The 25,706-nt window shown below is 59.3% G+C and carries 27 protein-coding genes; 15 read left to right on the forward strand and 12 right to left on the reverse strand.

From position 1 onward, the window contains the following. Window positions 1-24 precede the first annotated feature (24 nt). Together VGM18_02380 and VGM18_02385 are read left to right on the forward strand one after the other, a co-directional pair. Window positions 25-1,806: an ATP-binding protein gene (locus VGM18_02380; GenBank protein HEY3971819.1), complete on the forward strand. Its 1,782-nt coding sequence runs from the start codon at window positions 25-27 to the stop codon at window positions 1,804-1,806. 166 nt (window positions 1,807-1,972) lie between these two features. Next, window positions 1,973-2,695, forward strand: a complete 723-nt coding sequence (locus VGM18_02385; GenBank protein HEY3971820.1) for a PhoU domain-containing protein — start codon at window positions 1,973-1,975, stop codon at window positions 2,693-2,695. A gap of 84 nt (window positions 2,696-2,779) precedes the next feature. Here VGM18_02385 and VGM18_02390 read toward each other — a convergent pair whose 3' ends face one another. Then, a complete protein-coding gene (locus VGM18_02390) occupies window positions 2,780-3,448 on the reverse strand; it encodes a metal-dependent transcriptional regulator (GenBank protein ID HEY3971821.1) in 669 nt (222 codons plus the stop codon). A gap of 445 nt (window positions 3,449-3,893) precedes the next feature. Here VGM18_02390 and hemL point away from each other — a divergent pair, with 445 nt between their 5' ends. Continuing rightward, window positions 3,894-5,207, forward strand: coding sequence for a glutamate-1-semialdehyde 2,1-aminomutase (gene hemL / locus VGM18_02395; GenBank protein HEY3971822.1), 1,314 nt, complete (start codon window positions 3,894-3,896; stop codon window positions 5,205-5,207). Between the two features lies 1 nt (window position 5,208). Here the strand turns inward: hemL and VGM18_02400 are convergent, their stop codons facing one another. Next, on the reverse strand, window positions 5,209-5,916 hold the full coding sequence (locus VGM18_02400; protein ID HEY3971823.1) for a polysaccharide deacetylase family protein: 708 nt from the start codon (window positions 5,914-5,916) through the stop codon (window positions 5,209-5,211). Window positions 5,917-6,144: 228 nt separating this feature from the next. On the opposite strand from VGM18_02400, the gene VGM18_02405 reads away from it, so the two are divergent. After that, a complete protein-coding gene (locus VGM18_02405; GenBank protein ID HEY3971824.1) occupies window positions 6,145-6,810 on the forward strand; it encodes a deoxynucleoside kinase in 666 nt (221 codons plus the stop codon). Window positions 6,811-6,861: 51 nt separating this feature from the next. Here the strand turns inward: VGM18_02405 and VGM18_02410 are convergent, their stop codons facing one another. Together VGM18_02410 and VGM18_02415 are read right to left on the reverse strand one after the other, a co-directional pair. Next, window positions 6,862-7,302 carry a type II toxin-antitoxin system VapC family toxin gene (locus VGM18_02410; protein HEY3971825.1) on the reverse strand — a complete coding sequence of 147 codons (441 nt, stop codon included), beginning with the start codon at window positions 7,300-7,302 and terminating at the stop codon, window positions 6,862-6,864. Continuing rightward, window positions 7,302-7,553: an AbrB/MazE/SpoVT family DNA-binding domain-containing protein gene (locus tag VGM18_02415; protein HEY3971826.1), complete on the reverse strand. Its 252-nt coding sequence runs from the start codon at window positions 7,551-7,553 to the stop codon at window positions 7,302-7,304. Before VGM18_02415 ends, VGM18_02410 begins: the two co-directional genes overlap by 1 nt. A gap of 295 nt (window positions 7,554-7,848) precedes the next feature. Here VGM18_02415 and panB point away from each other — a divergent pair, with 295 nt between their 5' ends. The 3 genes from panB to panC all read left to right on the forward strand — a co-directional run bounded on the left by panB (window position 7,849) and on the right by panC (window position 10,128). Next, on the forward strand, window positions 7,849-8,781 hold the full coding sequence (panB, locus tag VGM18_02420; GenBank protein ID HEY3971827.1) for a 3-methyl-2-oxobutanoate hydroxymethyltransferase: 933 nt from the start codon (window positions 7,849-7,851) through the stop codon (window positions 8,779-8,781). Between the two features lie 130 nt (window positions 8,782-8,911). Continuing rightward, window positions 8,912-9,160 carry a superinfection immunity protein gene (locus VGM18_02425; protein ID HEY3971828.1) on the forward strand — a complete coding sequence of 83 codons (249 nt, stop codon included), beginning with the start codon at window positions 8,912-8,914 and terminating at the stop codon, window positions 9,158-9,160. 89 nt (window positions 9,161-9,249) lie between these two features. Next, the gene (panC, locus tag VGM18_02430) at window positions 9,250-10,128 is read left to right on the forward strand and encodes a pantoate--beta-alanine ligase (protein HEY3971829.1); all 879 of its coding nucleotides are present in this window, start codon (window positions 9,250-9,252) and stop codon (window positions 10,126-10,128) included. Window positions 10,129-10,142: 14 nt separating this feature from the next. Here the strand turns inward: panC and VGM18_02435 are convergent, their stop codons facing one another. The 5 genes from VGM18_02435 to bcp form a co-directional block, all read right to left on the reverse strand. Further along, window positions 10,143-10,481: a hypothetical protein gene (locus tag VGM18_02435; protein HEY3971830.1), complete on the reverse strand. Its 339-nt coding sequence runs from the start codon at window positions 10,479-10,481 to the stop codon at window positions 10,143-10,145. Window positions 10,482-10,531: 50 nt separating this feature from the next. Then, window positions 10,532-10,846: a hypothetical protein gene (locus VGM18_02440; GenBank protein HEY3971831.1), complete on the reverse strand. Its 315-nt coding sequence runs from the start codon at window positions 10,844-10,846 to the stop codon at window positions 10,532-10,534. A gap of 315 nt (window positions 10,847-11,161) precedes the next feature. After that, on the reverse strand, window positions 11,162-11,914 hold the full coding sequence (locus VGM18_02445) for a hypothetical protein (protein HEY3971832.1): 753 nt from the start codon (window positions 11,912-11,914) through the stop codon (window positions 11,162-11,164). Window positions 11,915-12,160: 246 nt separating this feature from the next. Then, the gene (locus VGM18_02450) at window positions 12,161-12,877 is read right to left on the reverse strand and encodes a DNA-3-methyladenine glycosylase (GenBank protein ID HEY3971833.1); all 717 of its coding nucleotides are present in this window, start codon (window positions 12,875-12,877) and stop codon (window positions 12,161-12,163) included. 113 nt (window positions 12,878-12,990) lie between these two features. Continuing rightward, complete coding sequence (gene bcp, locus VGM18_02455; protein HEY3971834.1) at window positions 12,991-13,464, reverse strand: thioredoxin-dependent thiol peroxidase; 474 nt, start codon at window positions 13,462-13,464, stop codon at window positions 12,991-12,993. A gap of 4 nt (window positions 13,465-13,468) precedes the next feature. Here bcp and VGM18_02460 point away from each other — a divergent pair, with 4 nt between their 5' ends. Then, window positions 13,469-15,169: a hypothetical protein gene (locus VGM18_02460; protein ID HEY3971835.1), complete on the forward strand. Its 1,701-nt coding sequence runs from the start codon at window positions 13,469-13,471 to the stop codon at window positions 15,167-15,169. Window positions 15,170-15,284: 115 nt separating this feature from the next. Continuing rightward, window positions 15,285-16,835, forward strand: coding sequence for a GH1 family beta-glucosidase (locus VGM18_02465; GenBank protein HEY3971836.1), 1,551 nt, complete (start codon window positions 15,285-15,287; stop codon window positions 16,833-16,835). Window positions 16,836-16,955: 120 nt separating this feature from the next. Here the strand turns inward: VGM18_02465 and VGM18_02470 are convergent, their stop codons facing one another. From VGM18_02470 to VGM18_02480, 3 genes are all read right to left on the reverse strand, one after another. Next, window positions 16,956-17,585: a hypothetical protein gene (locus VGM18_02470; GenBank protein HEY3971837.1), complete on the reverse strand. Its 630-nt coding sequence runs from the start codon at window positions 17,583-17,585 to the stop codon at window positions 16,956-16,958. Between the two features lie 122 nt (window positions 17,586-17,707). After that, the gene (gatB, locus tag VGM18_02475; protein ID HEY3971838.1) at window positions 17,708-19,186 is read right to left on the reverse strand and encodes an Asp-tRNA(Asn)/Glu-tRNA(Gln) amidotransferase subunit GatB; all 1,479 of its coding nucleotides are present in this window, start codon (window positions 19,184-19,186) and stop codon (window positions 17,708-17,710) included. Between the two features lie 99 nt (window positions 19,187-19,285). Next, on the reverse strand, window positions 19,286-19,939 hold the full coding sequence (locus VGM18_02480) for a hypothetical protein (protein HEY3971839.1): 654 nt from the start codon (window positions 19,937-19,939) through the stop codon (window positions 19,286-19,288). A gap of 60 nt (window positions 19,940-19,999) precedes the next feature. Between VGM18_02480 and VGM18_02485 the strand changes: the two genes are divergently transcribed. The 6 genes from VGM18_02485 to VGM18_02510 all read left to right on the forward strand — a co-directional run bounded on the left by VGM18_02485 (window position 20,000) and on the right by VGM18_02510 (window position 25,706). Next, on the forward strand, window positions 20,000-21,346 hold the full coding sequence (locus VGM18_02485; protein ID HEY3971840.1) for a 3-deoxy-D-manno-octulosonic acid transferase: 1,347 nt from the start codon (window positions 20,000-20,002) through the stop codon (window positions 21,344-21,346). Beyond that, window positions 21,343-22,299 (forward strand): tetraacyldisaccharide 4'-kinase, encoded by a 957-nt coding sequence (gene lpxK, locus VGM18_02490; GenBank protein ID HEY3971841.1) that lies wholly within the window; start codon window positions 21,343-21,345, stop codon window positions 22,297-22,299. Before VGM18_02485 ends, lpxK begins: the two co-directional genes overlap by 4 nt. Window positions 22,300-22,420: 121 nt before the next feature. Next, window positions 22,421-23,455 carry a PfkB family carbohydrate kinase gene (locus tag VGM18_02495; GenBank protein ID HEY3971842.1) on the forward strand — a complete coding sequence of 345 codons (1,035 nt, stop codon included), beginning with the start codon at window positions 22,421-22,423 and terminating at the stop codon, window positions 23,453-23,455. After that, entirely contained in the window at window positions 23,415-23,978 is a 564-nt protein-coding gene (locus VGM18_02500; protein ID HEY3971843.1) for an adenylyltransferase/cytidyltransferase family protein, read from the forward strand. Before VGM18_02495 ends, VGM18_02500 begins: the two co-directional genes overlap by 41 nt. Continuing rightward, window positions 23,975-25,135: a glycosyltransferase family 9 protein gene (locus VGM18_02505; GenBank protein HEY3971844.1), complete on the forward strand. Its 1,161-nt coding sequence runs from the start codon at window positions 23,975-23,977 to the stop codon at window positions 25,133-25,135. Before VGM18_02500 ends, VGM18_02505 begins: the two co-directional genes overlap by 4 nt. After that, window positions 25,128-25,706, forward strand: coding sequence for an isoprenylcysteine carboxylmethyltransferase family protein (locus VGM18_02510; GenBank protein HEY3971845.1), 579 nt, complete (start codon window positions 25,128-25,130; stop codon window positions 25,704-25,706). The genes VGM18_02505 and VGM18_02510 overlap by 8 nt, the downstream gene beginning before the upstream one ends.

Genomic DNA, 25,706 nt, shown 5'->3' on the forward strand with positions numbered 1-25,706 from the left:
GACGCTCAGGAGAATCGGGAGAACGTGAAGAATCGGATTTTCTTCAAGCTGCTGGCCGTCTTCCTGATCGTGATCGCCGCCACCGCCGCCATTCTCGACGTTATGCTGGGCGGCGCCTGGGAATCTTCGCTGCGCACCGAGATTGAGCGCAATCTTACCCAGAAGACAGTTCTGTTTGCGCATCGTGTGGAAACCGATCGTACGCATTCCCTGGCCGAAATTGCCGCTCAGGAAGCCCTCGCCGCCGGCGCCCGCGCCACCATCATCGACGCATCCGGGAAAGTGCTCGCTGACTCCGAGGCCAACCCTGCCAGCATGGAGAATTCGACCACTCCCAAAGAGTTTGCCGTGGCCCTCACTGGACAGACCGGCAAGAACGAGCGGCTCAGCGCCAGTCTCGGCGTCCCGTTTCTCTATGTAGCCGTGCCGGTTTCTGGAGGAGCGGTGCGTCTTGCCTATCCCCTTTCCGACGTCGAAGCCGTGCAGGCGCAGGTGCGGCGGCGATTATTTTGGGGCTCAGCGGTAGCTTTGATTATCGCGCTGCTCATCGCATCCTGGGCTTCGGTGTGGACTTCGCGGCGTCTCGAGCGAATTGTGAACGTCGCCGCGCGCATCGAACAGGGCGACCTGCATGCCCGCGTCAAAGACGCTCCCTACGATGAGATTGGCCGGGTCGCCGCGGCCATCGACAGAACTGCCGGCCAGGTCGAGCGCAGCTTTGCCGCGGTGCGCTCCAGCCAGCGCCAGCTCGAAACTCTGCTCAACAGCATGCAGGATGCCGTCATCGCCATTAGCTCTGACGGGTTGGTGCAGTGGGCCAATCAGCCCATGGATCGCCTGGTTCCTCAGCATACGCGGCTGAATGCTCCGGTTGTGGAAACCATTCGCGATCCCGATTTCCTTGCCGCGGTCCAGGGCGCTACCAACACTAAGCAGGTGAAGACCACGCGGGCTACATCGATTGTTCCTGGCCGCGCCTTCGATGTGACCGCGGCGCCCCTGCCCGATGGCGGGACGGTCGCCGTACTCCGCGATCTGACCGAGACCGAACGCGTGGAAAAAACCCGCCGCGACTTTATCGCCAACGTTTCCCACGAACTCCGCACACCGTTGACGTCCATTCAGGGATACTCGGAGACTCTGCTGGACCTCAGCTCCGAGAATTCTGGACCAACGCGTGAGTTTCTGGAGATTATCCGCAAAAACGCAGCCCGCATGGCGCGCCTGACGGAAGATCTTTTGACGCTGGCGCGCGTAGAATCGGGCGAGACTCGCTTCGACACCGAGCCCGTTCCTCCGGTCGAACTTCTGCATGACGCCGAAGAAAGTTTTCGCGAGGTCGCCCGCGGCCAGGAAGTGGATTTGCAGATCGTGGGCGTGCCCAGTCTCAGTCTGGAGATGCTCGAGTCCGGAGCCGAAAAAAGCTCCGGCGAAAAAGGCCCAGTCGAATCGCTGCCCGCAGTGCGAGCCGACCGCGAGGCCATTCATCAGGTATTTTCCAATTTAATCGACAACGCGATGAAATACGGAAGGTCTGGCGGACGGATACTGCTGGGCGCCCGGCCCGTCAGGCGTGGGATCGAATTTTACGTGCAGGATTTCGGCGCCGGCATCGCCTCTGAACATCTTCCCCGTCTGTTCGAGCGTTTCTACCGGGTCGACAAAGCGCGCTCCCGCGAATCCGGGGGCACCGGCCTCGGACTCGCCATCGCCAAGCACATCATGCTGGCGCACGGCGGCTCCATCCGCGCCGAAAGCGAACTCGGCCACGGCAGTACTTTCCTGTTCACCCTGCCAATCGCGTGAACTGCGTTTGCGAAAAATGACGGAAAATTCACAGGTTATTAACCAGACTTTCAACAGGCAGTTCTATGCTTAGGCGTTGGCAATCCCATCTCATAAGCAGCAGAGTCGTGACGACGGTTCTCCCATTTCTCTCCGTCGCCCGCGTTCTCGCTCGGCGGACATAAGTATGAGCACCGCGATAAAGCCTCCCGATCCTGAACCGGCGCATCATTACATCGTGCGCCGGACAGTGGAAGCCTGCAACATGGCGAAGGAGGCGGCCGGGGCCGCGGCCGAAGGCATTGCCACCGGCTCCAGCGCCCTCCTGAATTCTCTGCGCCAGCGCGAGCGCGAACTCGATACGCTCGACATGGAAATCGACAGCGGAGTAACCACCGCGATCACCGAAGTGGGCCCCGCCGAGGCTCGCGAACTGCTCGCCTGCATGAAGTTCATGATCGGGCTGGAGCGAATTGGCGACCTGCTGCTCAGCTTCGCCAATAGCGCGCTGTCGGTCAGCGGGCGGATCGATTCCGAAGACACCCGCGATCTGACCCATATGGCGACGATTCTCGAAAAAATGCTGACCGATTGCGGCGCGGCATTTTCTTCGCGCGAAATCGGTAAGGCCATCGACGTTCTCCGCGCCGACGCCGAAATGGACCGATTACGCAACCTGATCTTCCTGCGTCACATCGAAAATCCCGAAAACCTCGTTCGCCAAGCCAGCCTGCAAGTCATCTTCATGACCCAGTCGCTGGAGCGCGCCGGCGATCACGCCAAGAACCTCGCCGAAGAAGTCTGCCACTTCGTCAGTGGACACACCGTCCGCCACGTCCTCATCGCCTACGACAAACCAGTCGAGCAGATGTTCATCGACTACCTGCGGCGCAGGGATCACAAAGGTTAATTGTTTGGATGTGTTTCGTGTGGGGCGGACACACCTGTCCGCCAGCCGCAGGCAAGCATTTGCCCTATTCCGATCGCAGATCGTTTAACGTTTTGCCCGGCCAGCTGGCGAGATCCACACTCGCTCCGACGCGGCCGGACCAAGCGATACCTTACCCGAGTCAGTGGCCAGCGTGAGCGTCTGATCGTAGTTGCGTTCCAGTAGACGCAGCTTTGCTCCCGGACGCACGCCACGATGCTCGAGAAACTCGAGTAACTGCCGATCGCGTTCGTAGATTCCGCTGACGGTATAGGTCTGGTCGAGTGCGGCCTCGGCGAGCAGCACCAGCCCCCGACGGCGCCGGCTGCCCGGGCCTTCCAGTTCACTTAAGTTCCCGTGCGGACACGCGCCGCCCGAGCCCAGTTTCCCCAGCAGTTTGGCTTCAAAGTCGGGCGAAACGGCGTGCTCCAGACGCTCCGCCTCGTCATGAACCTTCCACCACTCCATGCCAAACAGTTCGGAGAGCATGCGTTCGATCAGGTGATGTCGCAGAGTGAGCTTGCGGGCGATCTTGCGTCCAGCGGCGGTGAGACGAACTTCGCCTTTACCTTCGACGCGGACCAGGCCGTCTTTCTTCAGGCGGCGGAGAGCCATCGTCACCGCGGGCGGCGAGACCTTTAACAGGCCGGCCAGCCGCGCAGAGATGACGGCTTCACCTTCGCTTTCCGCTTCGAGGATCGACTTGAGGTAGTCCTCCTTGGAGACGGTGATCATTGAGGATGATTATACGATGGTGGATTAATCGTGGTTAATGGCGGGACTTAAGGGCGGTGTGCACCAGCGCGAAACTCAAGGGCCTTCGATTGCGCTTCTCCTTCGGGAAGTCCGGTTGGGACGACAATGTTGTGGAGAGGGAACGATGAAGTCGTCTGAGGATTCAGGATTCAATACTGCAAAGCAAAAAGGACAGTCCGGAGCCCCCGAGACTGTCCCTCAAAACCCTCCCGGTTAGAAGGGTAACTTGATGACCCTAAGGTACTGAGGGCATGTTGCAAGGCGATTGCAGAACCATGAATATCTGATTAATTTGAGCCAAGTGTCGCTGCTATAGTAGTCGGTTGCATAAGTTCGATCAGCTGACATCTTTTGTCGTAGGTGCTTCTTGTAGTTGCTTCTCGAAATAATTATCGCAATCATTTGTATCAGTCGAGAGGGCTCGATGCCGCCCACTACATCGCGCAAAACCGAGCAGTCCCGCCGTCTACAACAGCGCGCCGAGAGCATGATTCCCGGAGGAGTGAATTCTCCGGTGCGAGCGTTTCGATCGGTCGGCGGAGATCCGCCTTTCATTGTGCGCGGCAAGGGATCGCACATCTGGGACGCCGACGAAAACGAATTCATCGACTACATCGGATCGTGGGGACCGCTGATTCTTGGTCACGCCGAGCCAAATGTGCTCGATGCCATTGTGGGCGCGGCCTGCAACGGCACCAGCTTCGGCGCGTCGACGCCCGCAGAGGCCGATCTGGCGGAACTAGTTCTCGGCGCATTTCCCAGCATGCAAAAAGTTCGTTTTGTCAGCTCCGGGACCGAAGCGACCATGTCGGCGATCCGGCTGGCACGGGCTTACACCAAGCGCAAATACATTGTGAAATTTGAGGGCTGCTATCACGGGCATGCAGACGCGCTGCTAGTGAAGGCAGGCTCGGGCGTGGCTACGCTGGGGATTCCGGGATCGGCAGGCGTGCCCGAGGAGTTCACGCAATTCACGCTGGCGTTGCCCTTCAATAATCTTTCTGTGGTCGAGCATGCATTCCAGAAATTCAAACATCAGATTGCCTGCGTAATTGTGGAGCCGGTCGTCGGCAACATGGGGTGCGTTCCTGCCGCCGACGATTATCTCGTTGGACTGCGGCTGCTGACCGAGCGCGAACGATCGGTGCTGATTTTCGACGAGGTCATGACCGGGTTCCGCGTGGCATTTGGCGGAGCGCAGGAGTTGTACGGCATTCGCCCTGACCTGACCACGATGGGAAAAATTATCGGCGGAGGATTGCCGGTAGGTGCCTACGGCGGGCCGAAGGAGATCATGGATCTGGTTGCGCCGCTGGGTCCGATGTATCAGGCCGGGACGCTGTCTGGCAATCCACTGGCGATGGCTGCGGGATGCGCGATGCTGAAACAGTTGCGCGATCGGAAAAGCGAGATTTATCCGCAGCTGGAACAAATGAGCGAGGCGTTGGTCAGCGGAGTGGCCGCGGCCGCGAAAGAAGCCGGAGTCGCACTTTGTTACAACCGCGTGGGCTCGATGTTCACCTGGTTCTTCAATCCGGGGCCGGTGACCGATTGGGACTCGGCGTCGAAATCGAATACCGAATCGTTTGGTAAATTTTTCCGCAGCATGCTCGAAAGCGGCGTGTATCTGCCGCCTTCGCAGTATGAGGCAGCCTTCTTGGGAGCCGCGCACAGCGAAGGAGATGTGCAGCGAACCGTGGCAGCGGCGAAGCAGGCATTTGCTGCAGTACGCGGCTAGTCTAGCGCTGCATCATCTGCGGGACGGTTACGAGTTCATAGCCTTCCGATTTGTAGCGGGCGATCAAACATTCCGTCGCGACTACCGTTTGTGAGCGGTCTGCGCCCATCTGCTTATGACCGCCGTCGTGCAAGAGAATCACGTCGCCGCCGTGAATTTGTTTTGTGACCTTGTGTTCGATCACGGCCGGCGGCCGAGAGTTCCAGTCATAGCCCGTCACATTCCACATCACGGGCTCAAGCCCGAACTGGCGGGCGACGCGCAAAACCGCAGGACGCCGTCCGCCAAACGGGGGACGAAATAGGTTGGAATGCTCTCCGATAGCATCGTGGAGCGCTGCCTGGCAATCGGAAAGTTCGCGCCGAATCTCAGCCTCGCTTTTGAAAATCAGCAGCGGATGCGTGAACGTGTGGTTGCCCACGACATGACCGGCCTTCACGATTTCGCGCGCGATCTCAGGCCGTTGTTTCACGTAGCGTCCGATCAGAAAAAAAGTCGCGCGTACATCGTGCCGAGCCAGCACTTCCAGCAGGCGCAGCGTGTGGGGATCGTTGGGCCCATCGTCGTAAGTGAGCGCGAGTTGTCTGGTGCCATGGGGCAGTCCGGTGAACGTGCGCCCGTACCACTGGCCAGTTGGCACCATCGACTGGTAGCCCGCGGCCACAGCGGCCGCTAATGACGCAGATCCGACGAGGACTGGGCCGAGCATGGCAAGGATTGTAGCGGATTGAGTAATTCGGTAATTTTGTAATTGAGTAATTGAAAAGTCTCATCCGCAGAGGAGCGCGGGATTTTCCAATTCCTCAATTACAAAATTCCCCAATTACTCAATTCTTCCTGTTAACTCATTCCGCAATTGCCACTCGGCGTCATCCGAGCTATCCTGCCATATTCGGACACATCGCACGAGGCGTCGCACGGGACATCGCACGAACTCATGGCCAACCTTTTCGAACTGCCCCGGTACATTGCTGTGGAAGGGCCCATCCGAGTGGGCAAGAGCACGCTGGCCCGCATTCTGGCCGAGCGCCTGAATGCACAGCGGGTGATGGAACCCGAGGCCAATCCTTTTCTGGAATCCTTTTATGAAGGCGACCGCGGGGCGGCGTTTCAGACGCAGTTCGCATTTCTGGTGCGGCGCTTTGAGCAGTTGCAGACGCTCGATCCGGGCGCGCGCTCGCAGAAAATCGTTGTCTCCGATTTCATCTTCGAAAAAGACAAGCTTTTTGCCTGCCTCAATCTCACCGACCAGGAACTCGACACCTACAACCGTTATTACAATCATTTCCGTGAGCAGTTGCCTACGCCCGATCTGGTGATTTATCTCCAGGCCACGCCAGAAGTTCTGAAGAAGCGGCTCAAAAAGAAAAATTCCGCCAGTGAGCGGGCGGTAAGCGACGAGTATCTGGAAGAGGTAGTGAAGGCCTACGAGCACTTCTTCTTTCACTACACATCGTCGGATCTACTGATCGTGAATACGTCAGAAATCGATTTCGTGGACCGCAACGAAGACCTGCAAGAACTCCTCCGCAAAGTGACGGAGCCGATTAAAGGCACGCAATATTTCCTACCGCTGGGCGGGCAGGACGCGCTGGGGGCTTGAGGGCAGTCGTTAGTCGTTAGTTGTTGGCCGTTGCTCGTTAGCACTGAAGATTCACTTCTCATGCCTCGGTAGCGTATAGACCGACAGGGCCTTCCCAACCTTGACAAATTCCGGATCGGCCGTGACTAGCCATGCGCCACGCTCGATGGCCAGTTCGGCGGCAAAGGCGTCGGCATAGCCAAGACCGTGCTTTTGTTTCAGAGCGGCCGCACGAGTGGCGCGCTCGCGATCCACCCCCATGATGGCGATAGGCATTTCCTGAAGAACTGTCTCGGCCTGCCAGGCTCCGGCCTCCCCGCGCGTTCTCCACTCCGTATAGAAGACCTCTCCCCAATTGACTGCGGACATCAATAGCGGCACATCTTGAAGGGCGGCGGCGCGCAGAAGGCGTTCAACTTTTTCGGCGATTCCGTGACGATCTTCAAACAGTCCGACAAGCGCGTTGGCGTCCAGTACATACCGGCGAGTTTCCTCGCCACGGAGGCGAGCCATTATTTTTCTCTCCGGCGCTCACGCTCGCGCTCCTCGAACAACGCCTCGAAAGCCGAAGGCTCGCCAGGAGCGGGTTTGAGAAATCCACGGATTTCTCTTATGCGCTCCGCCGTTATGGGAGTGAGCACGAGGCGTCCTTTTTCTTCGCGCCAGGTGGCGGGTGTGCCTTTCGTGAGGCCAAACTGCTCGCGCAGTTCGGCGGGAATGACAACTTGGCCTTTCGAGCTGATGACGGTGCGGTAGGTTGCCATAGGCTTATCTTACCCAAATGTAAGACGATAATCAATATGACTTACCTGCCTGGAAATCTCACTTGCAAGATTCCGCAGGAAGCCGACTTCGAGCTTACTTCCCGCCGGGCTTGCCCAAACTATTGAAAGGAATCAGGAACCATCGTCGCTTCTTGCCGCTTGTTAGCGCTACAATGCCTTAGCGTCATCCAAAGCTGTGGAGGCCACGCTCCTCCGGGAAGAATTAGCTTGAACTGAATCAGGATGACGCGTACAGGCTCTATCCGCCCGAGGCGGAGGGGCACTGGAGGACAGCATGAGTTTGACCCCGATCACCGGCGGTCTTAGTTCGCCTAGACCCGATTCGTCAAGACCCGGCGGCTCCGGCCATAAGGTCACCACCGCTTCTCTGCGGGACCAGAAACTTCGCCATCAACCCATCACCTGCCTTACCGCTTACGACTATGCGTCGGCGCGCCTGATCGATGAGGCCGGTATCGACATGGTGCTGGTCGGCGATTCGCTGGCCCAAACCATGCTCGGCTACGAAAACACGCTCTCAGTCACCGTGGATGAAATGCTGCATCACGTGAAGGCCGTGCGCCGCGGCGTGAAGAACGCGCTGCTGGTCGCCGATATGCCGTATGGGTCTTATCAGATAGACCCTAAAACCGCTGTGACCAATGCGGCCCGCTTCGTGAAAGAAGGCGGCGCCGAGGTCGTGAAAATTGAGGGCGGAGAGAAGCGCGCGGATCTGATTCGCCAGATTATCGACGCCGAGATTCCCGTCGCAGGCCACATCGGCCTGATGCCGCAATCGGTGAACGTGATGGGTGGCTACAAGGTGCAGGGCAAGAGCCTGAGCGGCATTGAGCAGCTCATGCGCGATGCCGTGGCGCTCGACCGCGCCGGCATAGCATGCCTTTATCTCGAGGGGATTCCGCGGGAAGTGGCGGCGATGATCACGGCGGAAGTGAGCGCCCCGACCATCGGCATTGGAGCCGGCCCCGAGTGCGACGGGCAGGTGCTGGTGTTTCACGACATTCTGAATCTGACGTTTGGTCCATCGGCAAAGTTTGTGCGGCGCTATGGTGATGCGGCGGCGCTGATCACGAATGCGGTGCGGTCGTTTCGCGCGGACGTGCAATCGCATCAGTATCCGTCAGACGAAGAGTCATATCATCTGCCGAAGGAGACCAAGGCCGGGCTGGATATAGTCTTGGCCCGCAAGCGCGCGATAGGGCGATGAGGAGTGTAGCCCGCGGAGCGCTATTGATTGCGCGGAAAACACGGAACGGAAACGCTTTCTCATGCGTATCTTTCTGTAGGCCGGTAGGCGCGTGTCCGATGGTGCTAGGCTATAGCAAAGGAGGGAGCCTATGATTCTCTCAACGATTCTGTCGACCTCAATTTTCTCGACATCGAGTCTCTCAACATTTTTCTTCTTCCCATTTTTCGGATTCGGATTCGTGATGTATTTTCTGCCTTCGATCATCGCGCTTGCGAAGAGCAAGCGCGACCTGCTCGCGATCTTTCTGCTGAATCTGTTCCTGGGATGGAGCGTGATTGGGTGGTTTGTAGCTCTGATCTGGGCTGCGAAGAACGACGTTCCCATGGTCGTGAGGTAGCTTCGGAAAAGTCATGCTCAAAACGGAGGCACCCGTGGATGCATGCTAGCTCTTGAAATGGGCTGCCCTTCGCATCTGAATATTTACTTTTGAAAACCCTCACCACCATTCACGACATGCGAAGGGTCTCTCGCGACTCTCGCCACGCGGGCAAGCGCCTGGGATTCGTCCCTACGATGGGCGCGTTGCATGAGGGGCATCTATCGCTGGTGCGGGCAGCGCGAGCCCACTGTGACGTGGTAGCCGTGTCAATCTTTGTTAACCCCACGCAGTTCGGACCGGCTGAGGATCTGGCGCAGTATCCGCGTTCATTCGACCGCGACTTGGAACTCCTTGAGCGGGAAGGTGTAGAGACCGTGTTTGCGCCGTCGGTGGAAGAGATGTATCCCACGGGTGGGGCAACCTGGGTCACGGTGGAAGGTCTGAGCGACAAACTGGACGGCCGTTCACGCGCGGGCCACTTTCGCGGCGTCACGACCGTGGTCGCGAAGTTGTTTCACATCGTGGAACCGGACGTGGCTTTCTTTGGCCAGAAGGATGCCGCGCAGGTGGCAATTATCCGCCGCATGGTGCGGGATCTGAATCTGGCAGTAGAAATTGTGGTCTGCCCGATCGTCCGCGATGCCGATGGCTTGGCCATGAGTTCGCGCAACGCCTACCTCAATCCCGAGCAGAGAAAACAGGCTTTGGTTCTGCATCGTGCGCTGCTGCGTATAGAAAAGTTGGCGGTTGGCGGCGAACGGAATGCAGCCAGGCTGGCGGCCGCGGGGCGCCAGGAATTTGAGCGGGTAAATTCGGTGCGGTTGGACTATGTTGACATCGTTGACCCGGAGACGCTCGATCCCATTGAAGATGTTACGCGTGGAGCGCTGGCTGCGGTCGCGGCCTATGTCGGCGCTACGCGGCTGATCGACAACGTCTTGCTGGCAGCAGCGAACGCCACTTCGCCAAAACCGCCATCGAAATAAAGCGCGAACCACATTCAGTACGGCTCAACATAGTCCGGCGCGTAATAGCCGGGCGTGGCATAACCGTAGCCCCACCACGGGTTATACCAGTACGGCCAACCCCAACCCCAATACGGGCCCCAGAAGCCGCCGAAACCAAAACCGAGTCCCCACCCGCAACATCCCCAACCCCATCCCCCCCAGCCCCAGCCCCCACGCCAGCCACCATGTCCCCAATTACCACGGACGAATTGTGCGCCCCCGCCGATTCTCGCACCCGAAGCCAGCCCTGCCGCAGCGTGGGTGCCTCCGAAAGCATGGAACTGCCCATCGCGAATACCCGCTTCGCTGCCGCCCATTCCGCGAGATGCCACTTCGCGAGTTCCAGTTTCCCGCGCTCCCACTGCACGAGTTCCTGCGGCGCCTACACCGTTACCGCGGCCCGAAAACGAGTGCCATCCGGGTGAGGCATCGCGAGAGCCGCTTCGACTCTCCCATGACCACGCCCTCGCTGTACTGGAATTCGAAGCGCCGCTCTCGCGCCCCGCCGCGCCTCCGCGCATGCCGGTGGACGATCCCCCGTATGCCCCTCCCCGTTCACCGCCATGATAGCCACCGGAATAGCCGCCACCGTGGAAGCCTCCGCCCCCGCCGTATGATCCCCCGCCGTGGAAACCGCCACCGCCGCCTCCACCGTGACCGCCTCCTCCATGTTGAGCAGCAGCAGGAATCGGTGCAATAACCAGGATGAAAGAAGCGAAACCTGGAAGAATAGCGCTCAGTAAATTGGATTTCCGCATAGACAGCTCCCGCCACCAAACACGGTCCAATGGACAATTTTCGTTGAACCAGCCCAACGAACAACCTGAGTGCCTCGCGTGGGCAGACCGTGTGATTGCATCGTACCTCTAGTTGGACTCTGGTTCCAGGGCGGAAGTTGTCCAGAGGGCAGCACAGAACTTCACATTTCAGAGCGCAGGTTTTCGATGGATTCTCGATTACCGAGTCAAAGCCCAGGACAAATCCGAAATCTACAATGAGAAGTCGCCCAGGGCTATGGCGCGGCCATACTCTGGCGGACCAGAGTTTCCACCTGCGTCCAAAGCTTGGGATCGCACTGGCTCTCGAAGTGGTCCGTGGCAAAAGTCCGCTGGAACCAGGAACCGCCTCCCTCGCATTTGACCGGCTTCTTTTCGTAATCGAAGCGATAGTTGCCGAGGATCTGCGTTTTGGAGACGTCGGCGGCGGTGATGCGCGCGCGGCCATGAACCCAGCCGTGCGGCTGATAGAAGTTGGCGGCGGCGGCCACATTTTGGGGAATGACGCCATCCAGTTGCCAGGGCTTGGCAATACTATCGACCTGCACTGTCAGCCGCACTGGAATTCCGGCTCGATTCAGTTCGCGCGCCAGCAGCACCACGGCGGATGCTCCCCAACTGTGTCCAAAAAGTATGATTTGGGCGTGCGCTTTTTCTGCGGCGCTCAGAGTGCCGTCGTGATCGGTGTCCAGCAGGCGAAGAATCGCTTGGTACGCAGCCTTTCTGTGCCGGTTCTCAAAGACCTGGACCGAAGCGCCTGGCGGAAGCACGCGCTGAATTTTCTGCGCCAGTTGCACCGGGCCGTGGCGCAGATCGTCGTGACGCACAAAACCGCCGGCAAAGCCAACAAGAATGTATGAGGTGGCTGGGGAAACGCTGGCCACGGCTCCGTCAGCGGCTGTGAGCAGGGGGGCGGTCGCGAACGCGGACACGAATAGCGTTGACACGAAAATCGCAGCCGAGATCCGGATGCGCGTGAAGCGAGGCACGCGAGCTCCTTTATGCGGTGAGATGAGTCAGGCCACAGCGGGGTTGCGCCGAAACCGCGTTCATCATGGGTAAAGCGCTGCGCGCGAAAAAGCTGATGGGGCAAGGCTTTTGGCGCGATCGATTCGGAGCTGAGTCTACACCCGCTGTCAATGCGAACAGTTTACTTGCGCGCGTTCGCGCGCAAACCCCGGACGGGGGGCGTCCGATGGGTGACGGTGGCCCATTCTAGCCGCGTCTTTTGCGGGCTAGAGTGGGGATTTTCGTGCGGCTGCTCCCCGACTGTCTGGGGCTCCACCAGCTTTTCGTCCTGAGACGAATGGGTTGCCAGCGAGAAAGTAGCGCAGCGGGTGTTCGGCGGCTTTGGTGATGCCGATCCGGGCCGTAACGCGGATTCGCGAGGCGCGATATCCGTCCTCGCCGATCCATAGGCTGCTTGCGCGCGAGGTGAGGTCGCATCCGTTGTCGCGAGCCCGATCGATTCCGAAGGCTTCACAGAGCCTTCCTGGACCGCTGGTAAGTCTGATCAGCTCTTTAATCCTGCTTGGTTCATTCTTGCTTTCCTGAATCTCGAGGCCGCGGGCGAGAGCCATTGCTTCGATGCCGCTGAGAGGTTCGAGTGCCCGAAACAGGACGCCTCCGGCCTGGCCCTCAGGCTCACAGGAGACGTTGAGGCAGTAGTGGTTCCCATAAATGAAGTAGACGTATGCGTACCCAGGGGGCCCGAACAGCACCGCGTTGCGCAGCGTCTTGCCGGCAGCGGAGTGGGCAGCGAGATCTTTTGCGCCGAGGTAGGCTTCGACTTCCACGATGCGTCCAGTAACGATGCGGGCGGTTAGAAGCGCGTCGGCTTCTCGTCTCACCAGCACCTTCCCCAAGAGTTCACGCGCCACGCGGCGCGGATCACGGGAGAAGAAAGCGCGATCCAGGGGACTGATCTGGGCGGTAGAGTGCAACTCGGGCATGCAGTTGAATCCTGAATGGTGAGTGGGGCGGATGAGGAAGGCTGGTCCTTTTTAGTTCGGGAGAGTTGTGGCTTGCATTCGAGGCGAATTCATTGGACTCGCATCTTCTCCGCCTACGCTGCGCCGTCACCCGATTCTTTCAAATACGCCAGCACTTCCTCCGCGTGGTCGTCGGGCTTCACTTTCTCGAAGATATGCTGAATCTTCCCATCCGGGCCGATGATGAACGTTGTCCGCGCGACGCCCCGAACTTTCTTGCCGTACATATTTTTTTCTTTCATTACGCCGAAAGCTTCAGCGACCTTTTTCTCGGCGTCGGCCAGTAAAGCGAAGGGCAGGTCGTGCTTGTCCTGAAATTTCTTTTGCGCTTTGGGCGTGTCGGGGGATATGCCAAGCAGCACGGCGCCGGTTTTCTGAATCTGTTTATAGGTGTCGCGGAACCCGCGAGCCTCGACGGTTCAACCCGGAGTGTCGGCCCGCGGATAGAAAAAAAGGATAACCACCTTGCCCTTAAACTCCTGCAGCGAACGGTCTTTTCCGTTCTCGTCCGGCAAAGTAAAGTCGGGAGCCTTATCATGGATATGCATGAGGATGTCTCGAAAAGAAGCGAAGTGGAATGCCGCGCAAGCTGCGTCGGCCCAGGCCGCTTATTCCAGGATTTTACACTCCAGATTCTTACACACCAGAATTTTATACCGAAGAATTTTCTCCTGGGGAACGGCTCTGGTCGCGCTGCTAACTTGCCTCGCGTCTTTCACTTCGAACGCCGCCGCGCAACGCGAAGAGGAGCGGCCACAGATTATACCCGGCAACCGCAACGTTCCCCGTAAGAAAGATGCCGGGCCGCGAGCCGTGGGCGTGTTGCAGATTACCGCAAACGGCAAATCGTCACTGATTCCGATTGCAATTTTAACCGGCGGCAAGTTCTGGGACGCGACTGCTTACAAAGCCGACCCTATCCCGATGGCATTGGAATCGGGGACTGTCTACGAAGCCGAACGCACCGGCACTTCGCTGGGCTTGTTCACGGTGAGCAGCGCCCTGCACAGTAATGCCGCGAATGTTCCCAGTCCCTGGATCGGCACCGGCAAGTGGGTTCCCGCGGGAAGCGAGCAGAAAACTGCTTTGAAGGCCGAGACAGTGCCGGCGGGAATCGACACGGGTGACGCCCCGCCACGGCTCACGCGCGATCCCGCGAAGGTTCACAATGCACCCGATGGCGGCGCTCGCTCATCGAGTGCCCCCTCATCGACTCCGTCGAAGCCGTCGTCGGATTCTGGCGACGAACCGCCGCGCATCACCAAAGGAACTCCGCCGCTAGCGTCGGCGCCGCCGCCAACGGGTCAAGGCCCGCCCGCGTCTGGCACGCCTTCCAGCACGCCGGCGGGGGACTCCAAGTCTTCTGACCCCAAGCCGTCCGATACCAAGGCAGGCGACAACAAGCCAGATGCAAACGCGAAGACGGCAGAAAACATTCCGGAATCCGACAGCGGAGCCACAGAAGCCAACCGCCCCACGCTGCGGCGAGGCAAGCCGGTCGAGCCTTTGCCCGAGGATGAGATTCCCGGCTATAGCAAGCCGGGCGCGACCGCACCCAGTTCGAGCGGGGCCAAGTCTGCGGAGCCCGCGGCTGGCCTTAACGCTTCGGGGGCTCAGTTAGATAAAGCAGCGGTCCAGCTGATTCCCGCAATTTCCGACGCGACCGGTCCGGACCCGCGTGCGTACGGATTCACGTGGCTCAAGGATGAAGAGGGCGAACGTCGCCAGCAACTGATCGGGCTAGCCAAGGAAAAGGTCCGCGCCTACGTCGAGGCTCGCGCCAAAGCCAGGATTTCGCCGGTGCCCGCGCACGCCGCGTCCACGAAAACGTCATCCATGAAACCCTCGTCCCCGAAAGTTAAAGATCCCATTCTCGAAAACGTGCAGATGGCCGCCTACGATTTGTGGAATACCAATCAGCCCGTAATCGTCTTCAGCGCCGAGGCGCACATGCCGCCGCCGCCGGCGGGCGCTGCCTTTTCGGCCGTAGACGCGGAGCTGACTTATCCGGTCACGCTAGTGGCTTATCCTGACATCTACAACAACCTGCATCCGATCTATGTCGGCGTGACCGACAAGTTCCATCTCGACCTGACGCCGCGCCTGGAATTGATCGACGCGGTCGACGCCGATGGCGACCTGCGCGGCGAATTGCTGTTTCGCCAAACTTCCGATGTGGGCACCGGTTGGGTGATTTACCGCGCCAGCGCCGACAAGCTGTGGAAGTTGTTTGACAGTTTGCACCCGGAATGAGAACTTAGTGCGCGGACGGCACTAAAGTTCCTCCCTTATCGATGTTCTATAACCTAACATGAGGGAGCGCCGAGTTGGCCCTGGCCGTCACACTTTTGAAGGAGCTCGAGTCTAGTTGCGTCTGACACGCCGCAAGTTTGTTCAAGCAATCCTTGGAGCTGGCGCCGCCGCCGGCTTGCCCGTATTTTCTTCGGGCTGCAGCGGATCCTCCAGGGCCAGCACTTCGACCGCGATCGCTGCCGCCAAGGCACATCCGTTCGCGCCATCTCAAGTTTCTCAATTCACAACGTCTTCTAACATCGCCTTCCCCAAGGGATTCTTCTGGGGCACCGCTACGGCGGCCTATCAGATCGAAGGGGCGTGGAACGAAGATGGCAAAGGCGAATCGGTTTGGGACCGCTTCTCGCACACTCCCGGGAAAATCAAGAATGGCGACACCGGCGACGTGGCTTGCGATTCCTACCACCGCTGGCGTGAAGACATTGCACTAATGCGGGCGATGAATCAGAACAGCTACCGTTTTTCGGTCTCATGGCCTCGCATTCAGCCGGCAGGAACTGGCTCGGCGAATTCCAAAGGCATCGACTACTACAGCCGTCTGGTTGACGATTTGCTGGCGGCACGCATCCGCCCGCTGGTCACGCTCTATCACTGGGATCTGCCGCAGACGCTCGAAGATTCCGGGGGATGGACTAACCGCGATACTGCCGCGCGTTTTGCGGAGTATGTGCAACTGGTGGCGCAAGCCCTGGGCGACCGGGTGACAGATTGGAATATTTTCAATGAGCCGGCGGCCTTCGTCGATTTGGGTTATCTGGAAGGAACGCATGCTCCGGGCCGCAAGAGTCTACTCGATTTTCTGCGGGCGACCCATGTGGTCAACCTGGCGCAAGGCGCGGGATTCCGCGCGTTGAAGGCGGCCCGACCCTCTTCGCGTGTGGGCACCGCGTTCAGCATGTCGTCGTGCGAGCCGGCCACCGATTCCGAGGAGGATAAGCTGGCAGCGGAGCGCGCCCACGCCATCACCAACACGTGGTTCCTGGATCCTGCTCTGCGCGGGCGTTATCCCGATGCGCTTACATTCCTGCCGGAGACGGCCATGCGCATTCAGTCGGGCGATATCGACAAGATGCGTGCCCCGCTCGATTTCATCGGCATCAATCTTTACTACCGCCTCATCGCGTCCGCACCTGGCGCCATCGAGCGGGCTGCTCACGCCCAGGACTGGCTGTTCCCGGTGAAGATGGAAGGCGGGCAACAGGGTTCGAAGACCGACATTGGCTGGGAGGTTTGGCCGAAAGCTCTTTACGATATGGTCATGCGCCTCACGCGCGACTACAATCGGCCCGCGATCGAGATCACCGAGAGTGGATGCTCCTATAACGACGGACCGGATGCGAGTGGAGTGATTCACGACAGCAGAAGGATCGCGTATCACCACCAATACCTTGCGGCGCTGGGACAAGCCATGGCTGAGGGCGCCGACGTCCGCGGATATAACGCCTGGAGTTTGCTCGACAACTTCGAGTGGGCCGCAGGCTACGGCCAGCGCTTCGGCCTCACCTATGTTGATTTCAAAACGCAGCAGCGCACAATAAAAGATTCCGGCCGCTGGTACGCGAAAGTGGCGAGTGAAAATCGGGTGAGGGCGGTAGATCGCGGATAGATTTCAGATTGCCGATTTCAGTTTGCCGATCTTCGAATCGCAGATTTCCAATTTAGAACCCCATATTCAAGCAGCGGGTTTTTCAATCTGAAATCAAAATCGAAAATCTTAAATTGTTCCTTACTTCTGCTGCATCACCAGTTCCCCGTTCTCCACTTTCATCGCGCCAACATTGTCCGGCAGTTTCAGGCGATCGCGCTGCTCAGCGAGCTTTTTTTGTAGAGCAGGATTCACCAGCGAAACAGGGACGCTCAGGTCGCCGACCTTGAACTCGGTGGGATCGAAAGTCGCGTAGCCGTCTTTCTCGCCAATATGCCCAGAGACAGTGATCCAAACGTCTTTGCCGGCGACTTCGGTGAGAAACTGTCCGTGCACCAGGTCGCCATCGAAACTCACTTGCTGATCTTTAATCGTGGGCGCGGCGCTGCCGATACTCGAGTCCGGAGTAAGGGCCGCTCCACCCGTGCCCAGCGACTGCGCCAGCACAGCGCTGATTTCATCGGAATTGATGTGGACTTCTGCCTTCGAAGTCTCTTGTCCAGCATCGGGCTTCGCTTCGGATCCACCCTTCGCGGGCTGCGTGGCCTCTGTGAACTCGGCCATCTTCTGGTCAAACGACTGAGCATGTTCTGCAATGGTTGCGGGCGCCTGCTTCACCGCCACGGGTGCCGGCTTTCGCAGCAGCAGTAATACGGCCACCAACGAGGCTACTAGAGTCACGATACTGATAATCCGATTAAGATTTTTCACGCTAGGCCTCGCGATGCGGTCAGCCAACACAGGCTCATCCGCATCGTAGCCTGCCTTCCTCTGAAGGTTTAGATGACCAAAGTGCTGCGATTTTGGGGACCGTTGGCACGGGAATTAGGCCGTCATTGCAGTTTCTTCGCCAGCAGTTCGTTTACAAGCTGTGGGCTGGCTTGGCCTTTGGAAGCTTTCATGGCCTGACCTACAAAGAATCCAATGATGCTGGTCTTACCGGCGCGATACTGCTCAAGCTGTTTGGGATTGGCCGCCAGCACTTCGTCGATGATCTTTTCGAGCGCAGAGGTGTCCGTCGACTGCCGCGGGCGGCCTTCTTCGTCATAAACCTCGGGAAAATCTTTGCCGCGCTCGAAGCTCAGATCGTAGAGATCCTTGAGCATCTTGCCCGAGATGGTTCCGGCCTCGACCAGATCGGCCGACGCCGCCACGCCCCGCATCGAAATCGGCGAGGCCTCGATGGCAACGCCCTTGGCCTTCAGACGGCCCATCAACTCGCTCTGCACCAGATTGGCGACGCGTTTAGGATTCTTGGCTGCCTTGGCCGCTTCCTCGAACTGATCGGCCAGCGCTTTCGGCGAGGTCAGCACTTGTGCGTCATATTCGGTGATGCCGTAGTCCTTCACCATGCGCGTGCGCCGCGCCTCAGGCAGCTCGGGCATGGCCTGCGAGATTTTGTCGCGCCATTTTTCGTCGACCACGAGCGGCAGCAGGTCCGGCTCCGGAAAATATCGATAATCATGCGCCTGCTCTTTCGAACGCATGCTGTAGGTCTTGCCTTCGTGCGCGTTGTAGAGGCGCGTCTCCTGAGCGATTTTGCCGCCGGCCTCGAGCACCTCAATCTGCCGCCCGATTTCATATTCCAATGCTTCCCGGATAAAGCGGAACGAATTCACGTTCTTAATTTCCGCCTTGATGCCGAATTCTTTTTGTCCGCGCGGACGCACGCTGACATTGGCGTCGCACCGCAGCGAACCTTCTTCCATGTTGCAGTCGCTGACCCCGGTATACAGGATGATTTCCTTCAGCCGCGTCAGATATTCGTAGGCTTCGTCGGGCGAAGCAATGTCGGGCTCGCTGACAATTTCGATCAGCGGCACGCCGGTGCGGTTGAGGTCGATGGCGGTTTTCTCGTCGGAGTCAGGAAAGCTCTCGTGCAGGCTCTTGCCCGCGTCCTCTTCGAGATGCACGCGGGTGATGCCGATTTTCTTGTGCTTGCCGCCGGCACTCGAGATGTCAATGAACCCATGCTCGGCCAGCGGCCGGTCATATTGCGAAATCTGGTAACCCTTGGGCAGGTCGGGATAGAAATAATTCTTGCGCGCAAAAATCGAAGTCTCGTTGACGCGGCAATGGAGCGCCATCGCAGCAAGCGTGGCGAATTCGACTGCTCTCTTGTTGAGGACCGGTAGCGCTCCCGGCATCCCGAGGCAGACGGGGCAGACGTTAGTATTCGGCGGCGCTCCGAACCGAGTCGAGCACGAACAGAAAATCTTCGTCGCCGTCAGAAGTTGGACATGCACTTCCAGGCCGATGACCGGCTCATAGGCAGCGTGGGCGGCAACGGAATCCGCTGGCGTAGTCACCATAAACAGTGATTATAAAGAAACAGTCGTCGGGCGTCGGACCTCAGGCGTCGGGCGAGAAGTATAGTTTGGCGTCCGAGAGCTGACACCGGACGCCTGCTCTTAGTTCGACGCGTTCACATACTTGTCCATCGCAATCTCAAAGTACAGCAACTCACTTCCCTTGGCATCGTCGACGCCCGTAATGTCGATGACTGCGCCGGGCAGAACCGTCTCGATTCCGCCTACATCGAAAAACAGGAATCCCGATTGCGTGGTATGCGGCTCGACCGCGCGGGCTGCGAATTGCGAGGACTCGATCTCGTCCATTTCTTTCTGGCCGATCGTGCCCTTCACCTTGTGCGGCAGCGGAATCGGGCTCGGCCGCGTGCTCACTTGCGGATTCGACAGCCGCCGGTAAAGATCTTCCGTTGCGATCGGCGTGAGCTTCGAGTGATTCCCGGTGATCAGCTTGACTTCCATACTGGCGATGGAGATGGGCTGATCGCCGTCGTTAGTTACGATAAAAAAAATTGGCAGGAATCCGTGGGCTGCAAAATTCACCGAAAAGACTTTGGCTTTTTCAGGATTGTCATAGGGATCGGCTGCGATGGCAGCCTTCTCCTCGCGATGAAAATCGTGGGCCGGATAATTAATTGCCGCTTTCGCGACTGGCTTCACGAAGTTCTTGCCCGCGCGCACTGCCGGCACAAGCCCGGCAGCGCAGACCACGGCGACAGCCGCCCGCCAGGTGAATTGTAAAGATGAAGCGCGCATGCTCCCATTATAAAAGGTCGCGCGCCACGCCAACGATGAAGCGGTTTAGAATGGCTCAGCTTGAGCTATTTTCTCTACAGTCTCGCGCTCGCGCTAGGCATGATCGTCAGCCTGCCCTACTGGCTCTACCAGATTTTTCGTCACGGCAAGTATCGCAGGGGACTTGCCGAGCGCATGGGGAGCGTGCCGGCGCGACTTACAAAGGCCGCGGAATCCCAATCGCACCGCGCGATTTGGGTTCACGCTGTTTCCGTGGGTGAAGTCCTCGCCGTGAGCGGCCTGATCGAGCAGATGCGGCGCAGCTTTCCGCAGTATCGCGTGTTCCTCTCGACCACCACGGATACGGGGCAGGAACTCGCCCGCAAGCGCTTTGGAGAAGAGAACGTTTTCTACTTTCCGTTGGACTTTGCATTTGCGATCCGGCCATATCTCCGCGGCTTGAAGCCAGAGCTAGTGATCTTGGCAGAAACGGAATTTTGGCCGAACTTTCTGCGACTGGCTCACGCCAGTGGCGCGCGCATCGCCGTCGTCAACGCCCGCATCTCCGACCGCTCATGGCCGCGCTACGCCCGTTTTCGCTGGTCCTTGCGCAGGATGCTGGAACACGTCGACCTTTTTCTTGCACAAACCTCAGACGACGCCGAGCGTCTGCAATCGATCGGCGCCGACGCCGCGCGCGTGCAAGTCACCGGCAATCTTAAGTTCGACGTGAGTTTGCCTTCGCCGCCGCCTATTGTAAACAGCCTGCGCCGCTCACTGGCTGCAGAAGGCGCCGGACCTGTGCTCGTCTGCGGCAGCACCGTCGACGATGAAGAGCCGCCGCTGCTCAAGGCGTTTGAAAATTTGCGGGTCCCGCATCCTCGGGCGGTGATGATTCTTGCGCCACGCCATCCTCAGCGCTTCGACGAAGTTGCCATCCTGATCCAGCAGTTGGGAATCCCCTCGCGCCGCCGATCGCAATGGCGGGGTGAGTCCCTGGCGGGAAGAATTTTTCTTGTGGACACCATCGGGGAGCTCGCCGCGTTGTATGTTTTGGCCGACGTTGCCTTCGTGGGCGGAAGCCTGGTGCCGCGGGGGGGCCACAACATTATCGAGCCCGCGCAGCACGGCGTGGCGGTTGTGACGGGGAACCACACCGAGAATTTCCGCGACATCGTCTCGCTTTTTCAAAGCCGCGACGCGGTGCGCATTGTGGGTTTGTCGGAATTGCCGCTCACGCTGATGCAACTGCTCGCGGATGACGCGGAGCGCCGCGCCCTTGGCCGGCGCGCCGAAGCCACCATCCGCTCGCAAATGGGCGCGACCGCGCGCACGCTGGCAGCGCTACAGACTCTGATGGAGACTGGCCGGGATTCGGTGCCGGTTTCAGTCCAGGCCGAAAAAACTGATTCTGCACACACTGATTGAATCCTCTCTCGCTCATCTACGGTGGCGTAGTCGGACTGCGGAACGCGCTCTATGACCGAAAGATTCTTCGGGCTCAGCGACTGCAGGGGCCGGTCGTCAGCGTAGGGAATCTTTCCACGGGTGGTTCGGGGAAGACTCCGTTCGTCCTGCTGCTGGGCAGTTTGCTCAAGCAACGCGGAATCAAGTTCGATGTGTTATCACGAGGCTATGGACGAAAGTCGAAGGGCGTGCGGCTGGTCGATCCCGCCGGCCTGCCGCAAGAGTTCGGCGACGAACCCCTTCTCATCGCCCGCAAACTGCAAGTGCCGGTAATTGTCGGCGAGAGCCGTTATCAGGCCGGACGCTTCGCCGAATCGAAATTCGGTCCCCAACTTCATCTGCTCGACGATGGCTTTCAGCATCGGGCGCTTGCCCGCGACTTCGACATTGTTCTGGTTGCGCCGCACGATGCGAGCGACCGCATACTCCCGGCAGGAAGGTTGCGGGAGCCGCTGCAATCGTTGCGCCGGGCTGACGCAGTCGTGCTTACCAGCGGGGCCACGTCGGATTCATTTCCGCTCGCAGAAAAGCTCGTCTGGCGCGTGCGCCGCGGTCTTGCGCTGCGGAATTTGATCCAGAATCTTCCGCCCCGCCCCGTAGTATTCTGCGGTATCGCCCGCCCGCAAAACTTCGTGCTGCAACTTCGCGCGGCCAACATCGAGCCCGCCGCACAGGCGTTTTACCGCGATCACCATGCCTACACTGAGAATGACATTCGCGAGTTGCTCGAACTCAAGCAAAAAACTGAGGCCGGCGGGTTCGTTACCACCGAAAAAGATGCCGTAAACCTGGGCGGATACCTCTCCGCTCTCGCCCCGCTCGCCGTAGTCCCCGTAAAGATGGAGCTTGTTGACGGAGCTAACGCCCTCGATACCATCCTGCATAAGTTCGACGAGCGCAAGCGCGGCGCATGAGAGAATCGATTTTCGCAGCGGAAAGCTTTGATTTCGGGTGGCGCAGCGCTTTCGGCGCCGCGATGAGCGGCAAGCTATCGCTGGCTTCAGCCACTGAGAGGGTTCTTAGCCCATTTCTGCCATGACCAAGCACCTGAAAGAAACCGACCGCCTGAAAAAAATCGTTGAAGCGTTTCCCAATCTCACCGTCACGGTTTTGGGAGACCTCGTGGCCGACGAGTTCGTCTTCGGCGAAATTTCCCGCGTGTCCCGCGAAGCTCCCGTCCTCATCCTCAAGCACCGCGAACGCACCATCGTACCCGGCGGCGCCGCCAATGCCGCGAATAACCTGGCAGACCTGGGTGTGAATGTCCTGCCGGTTGGGATCGTCGGCGACGACGAGCCGGGAAAGCTGCTGTTGAAATATTTCCGCCACAAGCGCATCGCCGTAAGCGGGATCCTCAAAGACAAAACTTATACGACGGTCACGAAGACCCGCATTCTTGCCGGAATGACGCACACCGCGCGCCAGCAAGTCGTGCGCCTCGACCGCGAGCCGCAGGACGCTCCCAACGCTCACTTAACCCGCGAACTCTATCTTGCTGCGAGAAATTATGCGCACGCTTCCGACGCGTTACTGGTTTCCGACTATGGTTATGGCGCGGCCACTCCTGCGATTGTGAGCACATTGCAGCAGAAGGGCAAGCTCGGGGCCGTGCCCATCGTCGTCGATTCGCGCTACCGCCTGGCGCAGTACTCCGGCGTGACGGCGGCCACTCCCAATGAACCCGAAGTGGAAGAAGCTCTCGGCGTTCGCATCGGGGATGATTGGAATAAAGTCGTCAGCGCCGGGCAGCAGGTCATGGAGCGCATGAAACTACAATCTCTGGTGATCACGCGCGGGCGCGATGGTATGGTTGCGTTCAACCATAAGCATAAGCCGGTCGACATCCCGATTTTTGGCTCCGATCAGGTCGCGGACGTAACTGGCGCGGGCGACACGGTGATCGCGGCCTTCACGGCTGCCCTGGCCGCAGGCTCGAATACTGAAGAAGCGGCGCAATTGGCCAACTATGCGGGCGGCATTGTGGTGATGAAACGCGGCACGGCCACGGTTTCGCGGGAAGAACTGCTGCATGCCATTGCGCAAACCCCGCCCGCGACGCGGCAGCATTGATCGGCGAGAAAGCGCGCGATTGAATGTGAACAATAAAATTCTAACCCGCGAGGGACTGCCCGCACGCGTCGAGGAATGGCGGCGCGCGGGCGAGCGGATCACGCTGGCCAACGGCAACTTCGACCTGTTGCATGTCGGCCACGTCCGCTATTTGCGCGCCGCGAAAGCGCTGGGTGGGAAGCTGGTGGTCGCGATCAATTCGGATGAATCTGTGCGCGCGCTGAAGGGCGACGGTAGGCCCATCATGCCCGCGGATGAGCGCGCTGAAATTGTCGCCGCGCTGGCCGACGTGGACGCAGTGGTGATCTTTCCCGAACTCGACGTCAGCGCCATTATCCGCGAAATTCGGCCCGACATTCAGGCCAAGGGCACCGATTACACGGCGGACTCCGTACCGGAACGCGACGTCGTAGTCGAAAACGGGGGCCGCGTTGCGATCGTCGGCGACCGTAAAGATCACTCTACCAGCGAGATCGTTCAACATCTTGAGCGGCGCTCGCGTTTCGCTCCGAGGAAATCTTGATTGCCGCAACAGGTTTCGATCCAGCGGGTTTCGATCCAGCTAAGATCGACCGTCTGCTGATCGTGCGCTTGAGCGCGATGGGGGACGTGATTCACACCCTGCCCGCGGTGCAGGCTCTGCGCGAAGCTTTTCCTATTGCACAGATCGGCTGGCTGATTGAAGAACGCTGGGCCGAACTTCTGTGCGCGCCCGGCAACGCGCGGCGCGGACCGCGGTCGCCGCAGAGGCCACTCGCGGATTGGGTGCACACGGTCAATCTCGGCGAATGGAGAAATTCTCTCTTCACGCTTGCGACGGGGCAGCAGATCGCGAAAGTATGGAACGATGTGCGCAGCGTGCGTTACGACGTTGCTATCGACTTGCAGGGCGCTATCCGCTCCGCGCTGCTTGCGAGTTGGTCGCGTGCGCGGGTGGTAATTGGAGCGGCTGAGTCGCGCGAATCCCCTGCGAGCCTGTGGTACACGCGCCGCGTAATTGCAGGTGGAACGCATGTCGTCGAGCAGAACCTTTCCGTGGTGCAGGCCCTGGTACAAAAGAAAATCGCTCCGCCGCGCGTGGAATTTCCCGTTGATTCCGCCGAAGAGAAACATGTTAACGAGGAGCTTGCGCTGCGCGGGACTGGCGAATTCGCGATCCTCAATCCGGGCGCGGGTTGGGGCGCGAAGCGCTGGCCTGCGGAACGATATGGCGAAGTGGCGCGGCAACTCGACAAAAATAGCATTTGCTGTCTCGTCAACTTTGGCCCGGGCGAAGAGAGACTCTTCCAGGAAGTGAATGCAGCGAGCGGCGGCATAGTGCGGCCAACGAAGACTGCGATCACCGGATTGATCGCGCTCACGCGGCGGGCGAAACTTTTCATCGGAGGGGACACAGGCCCGCTGCACCTGGCAGCGGCGTTGCAGGTGCCGGTCGTGGGGATTTTCGGGCCCACCGATCCGGCGCGCAACGGGCCTTACGGAACGCGCAGCATCGTCCTGCGCAATCCGTCAAGCCCGACCACACACGCGCGGAATACCCAGCCCGACCTGGGAATGCTGGAGATTGGCGTCGACGCGGTTGTAAATGCGGCACGGCGTTTGCTAGCGCAAAGCCGAGACGGCGGACAGGAGTCTCCGCCGCACACGCGCACACTTCACACAGAAGGCGCGCATGGTTGAGCCGCACACTGATTCGACGAGCCTCAATTGGGGCAAAATCGCCCGCCGCATTCGGGTGCCGCTGGGGTTCGCGTTCGCCGTGCTTTATTTCTGGCTGGCGCGGCCGACGTGGCGTTCGATTGCTCTCGGTGCTTTGCTGATCCTGCCGGGACTGCTGACCCGCGCGCTGGCTTCGGGCCACGTGCGGAAGAACGAGGCGCTGGCAACTTCCGGGCCGTACGCTTATACGCGCAATCCACTCTATCTAGGCTCGTTGCTGATTGGCGTCGGATTCGCCGCGGCAGCGCGGAGTTGGTGGGTGGGCGTGGTGCTCGTGGTGATGTTCTTCGCCATTTATCTGCCCGTGATTCGCGACGAAGAGAATTTTCTGCGCGGGAAGTTTCCCGAGTTCGACGAATATGCGCGCCGCGTGCCCAGAATGTTTCCACGACTCTCGCAGGGCGGCAGCGCCGAAGAAACTCCCTTCGGGTTCTCGTTCGAGTTGTATCTGAAGCATCGCGAGTACAATGCGCTGCTCGGAGCGCTGGCCATGCTGGCCGCGGTGATTGTCAAGATGGCCAAGACTCATTAG

It is taken from the genome of Candidatus Sulfotelmatobacter sp., from assembly GCA_036500765.1.
Taxonomy (GTDB): Bacteria; Acidobacteriota; Terriglobia; order Terriglobales; family Acidobacteriaceae; genus Sulfotelmatobacter.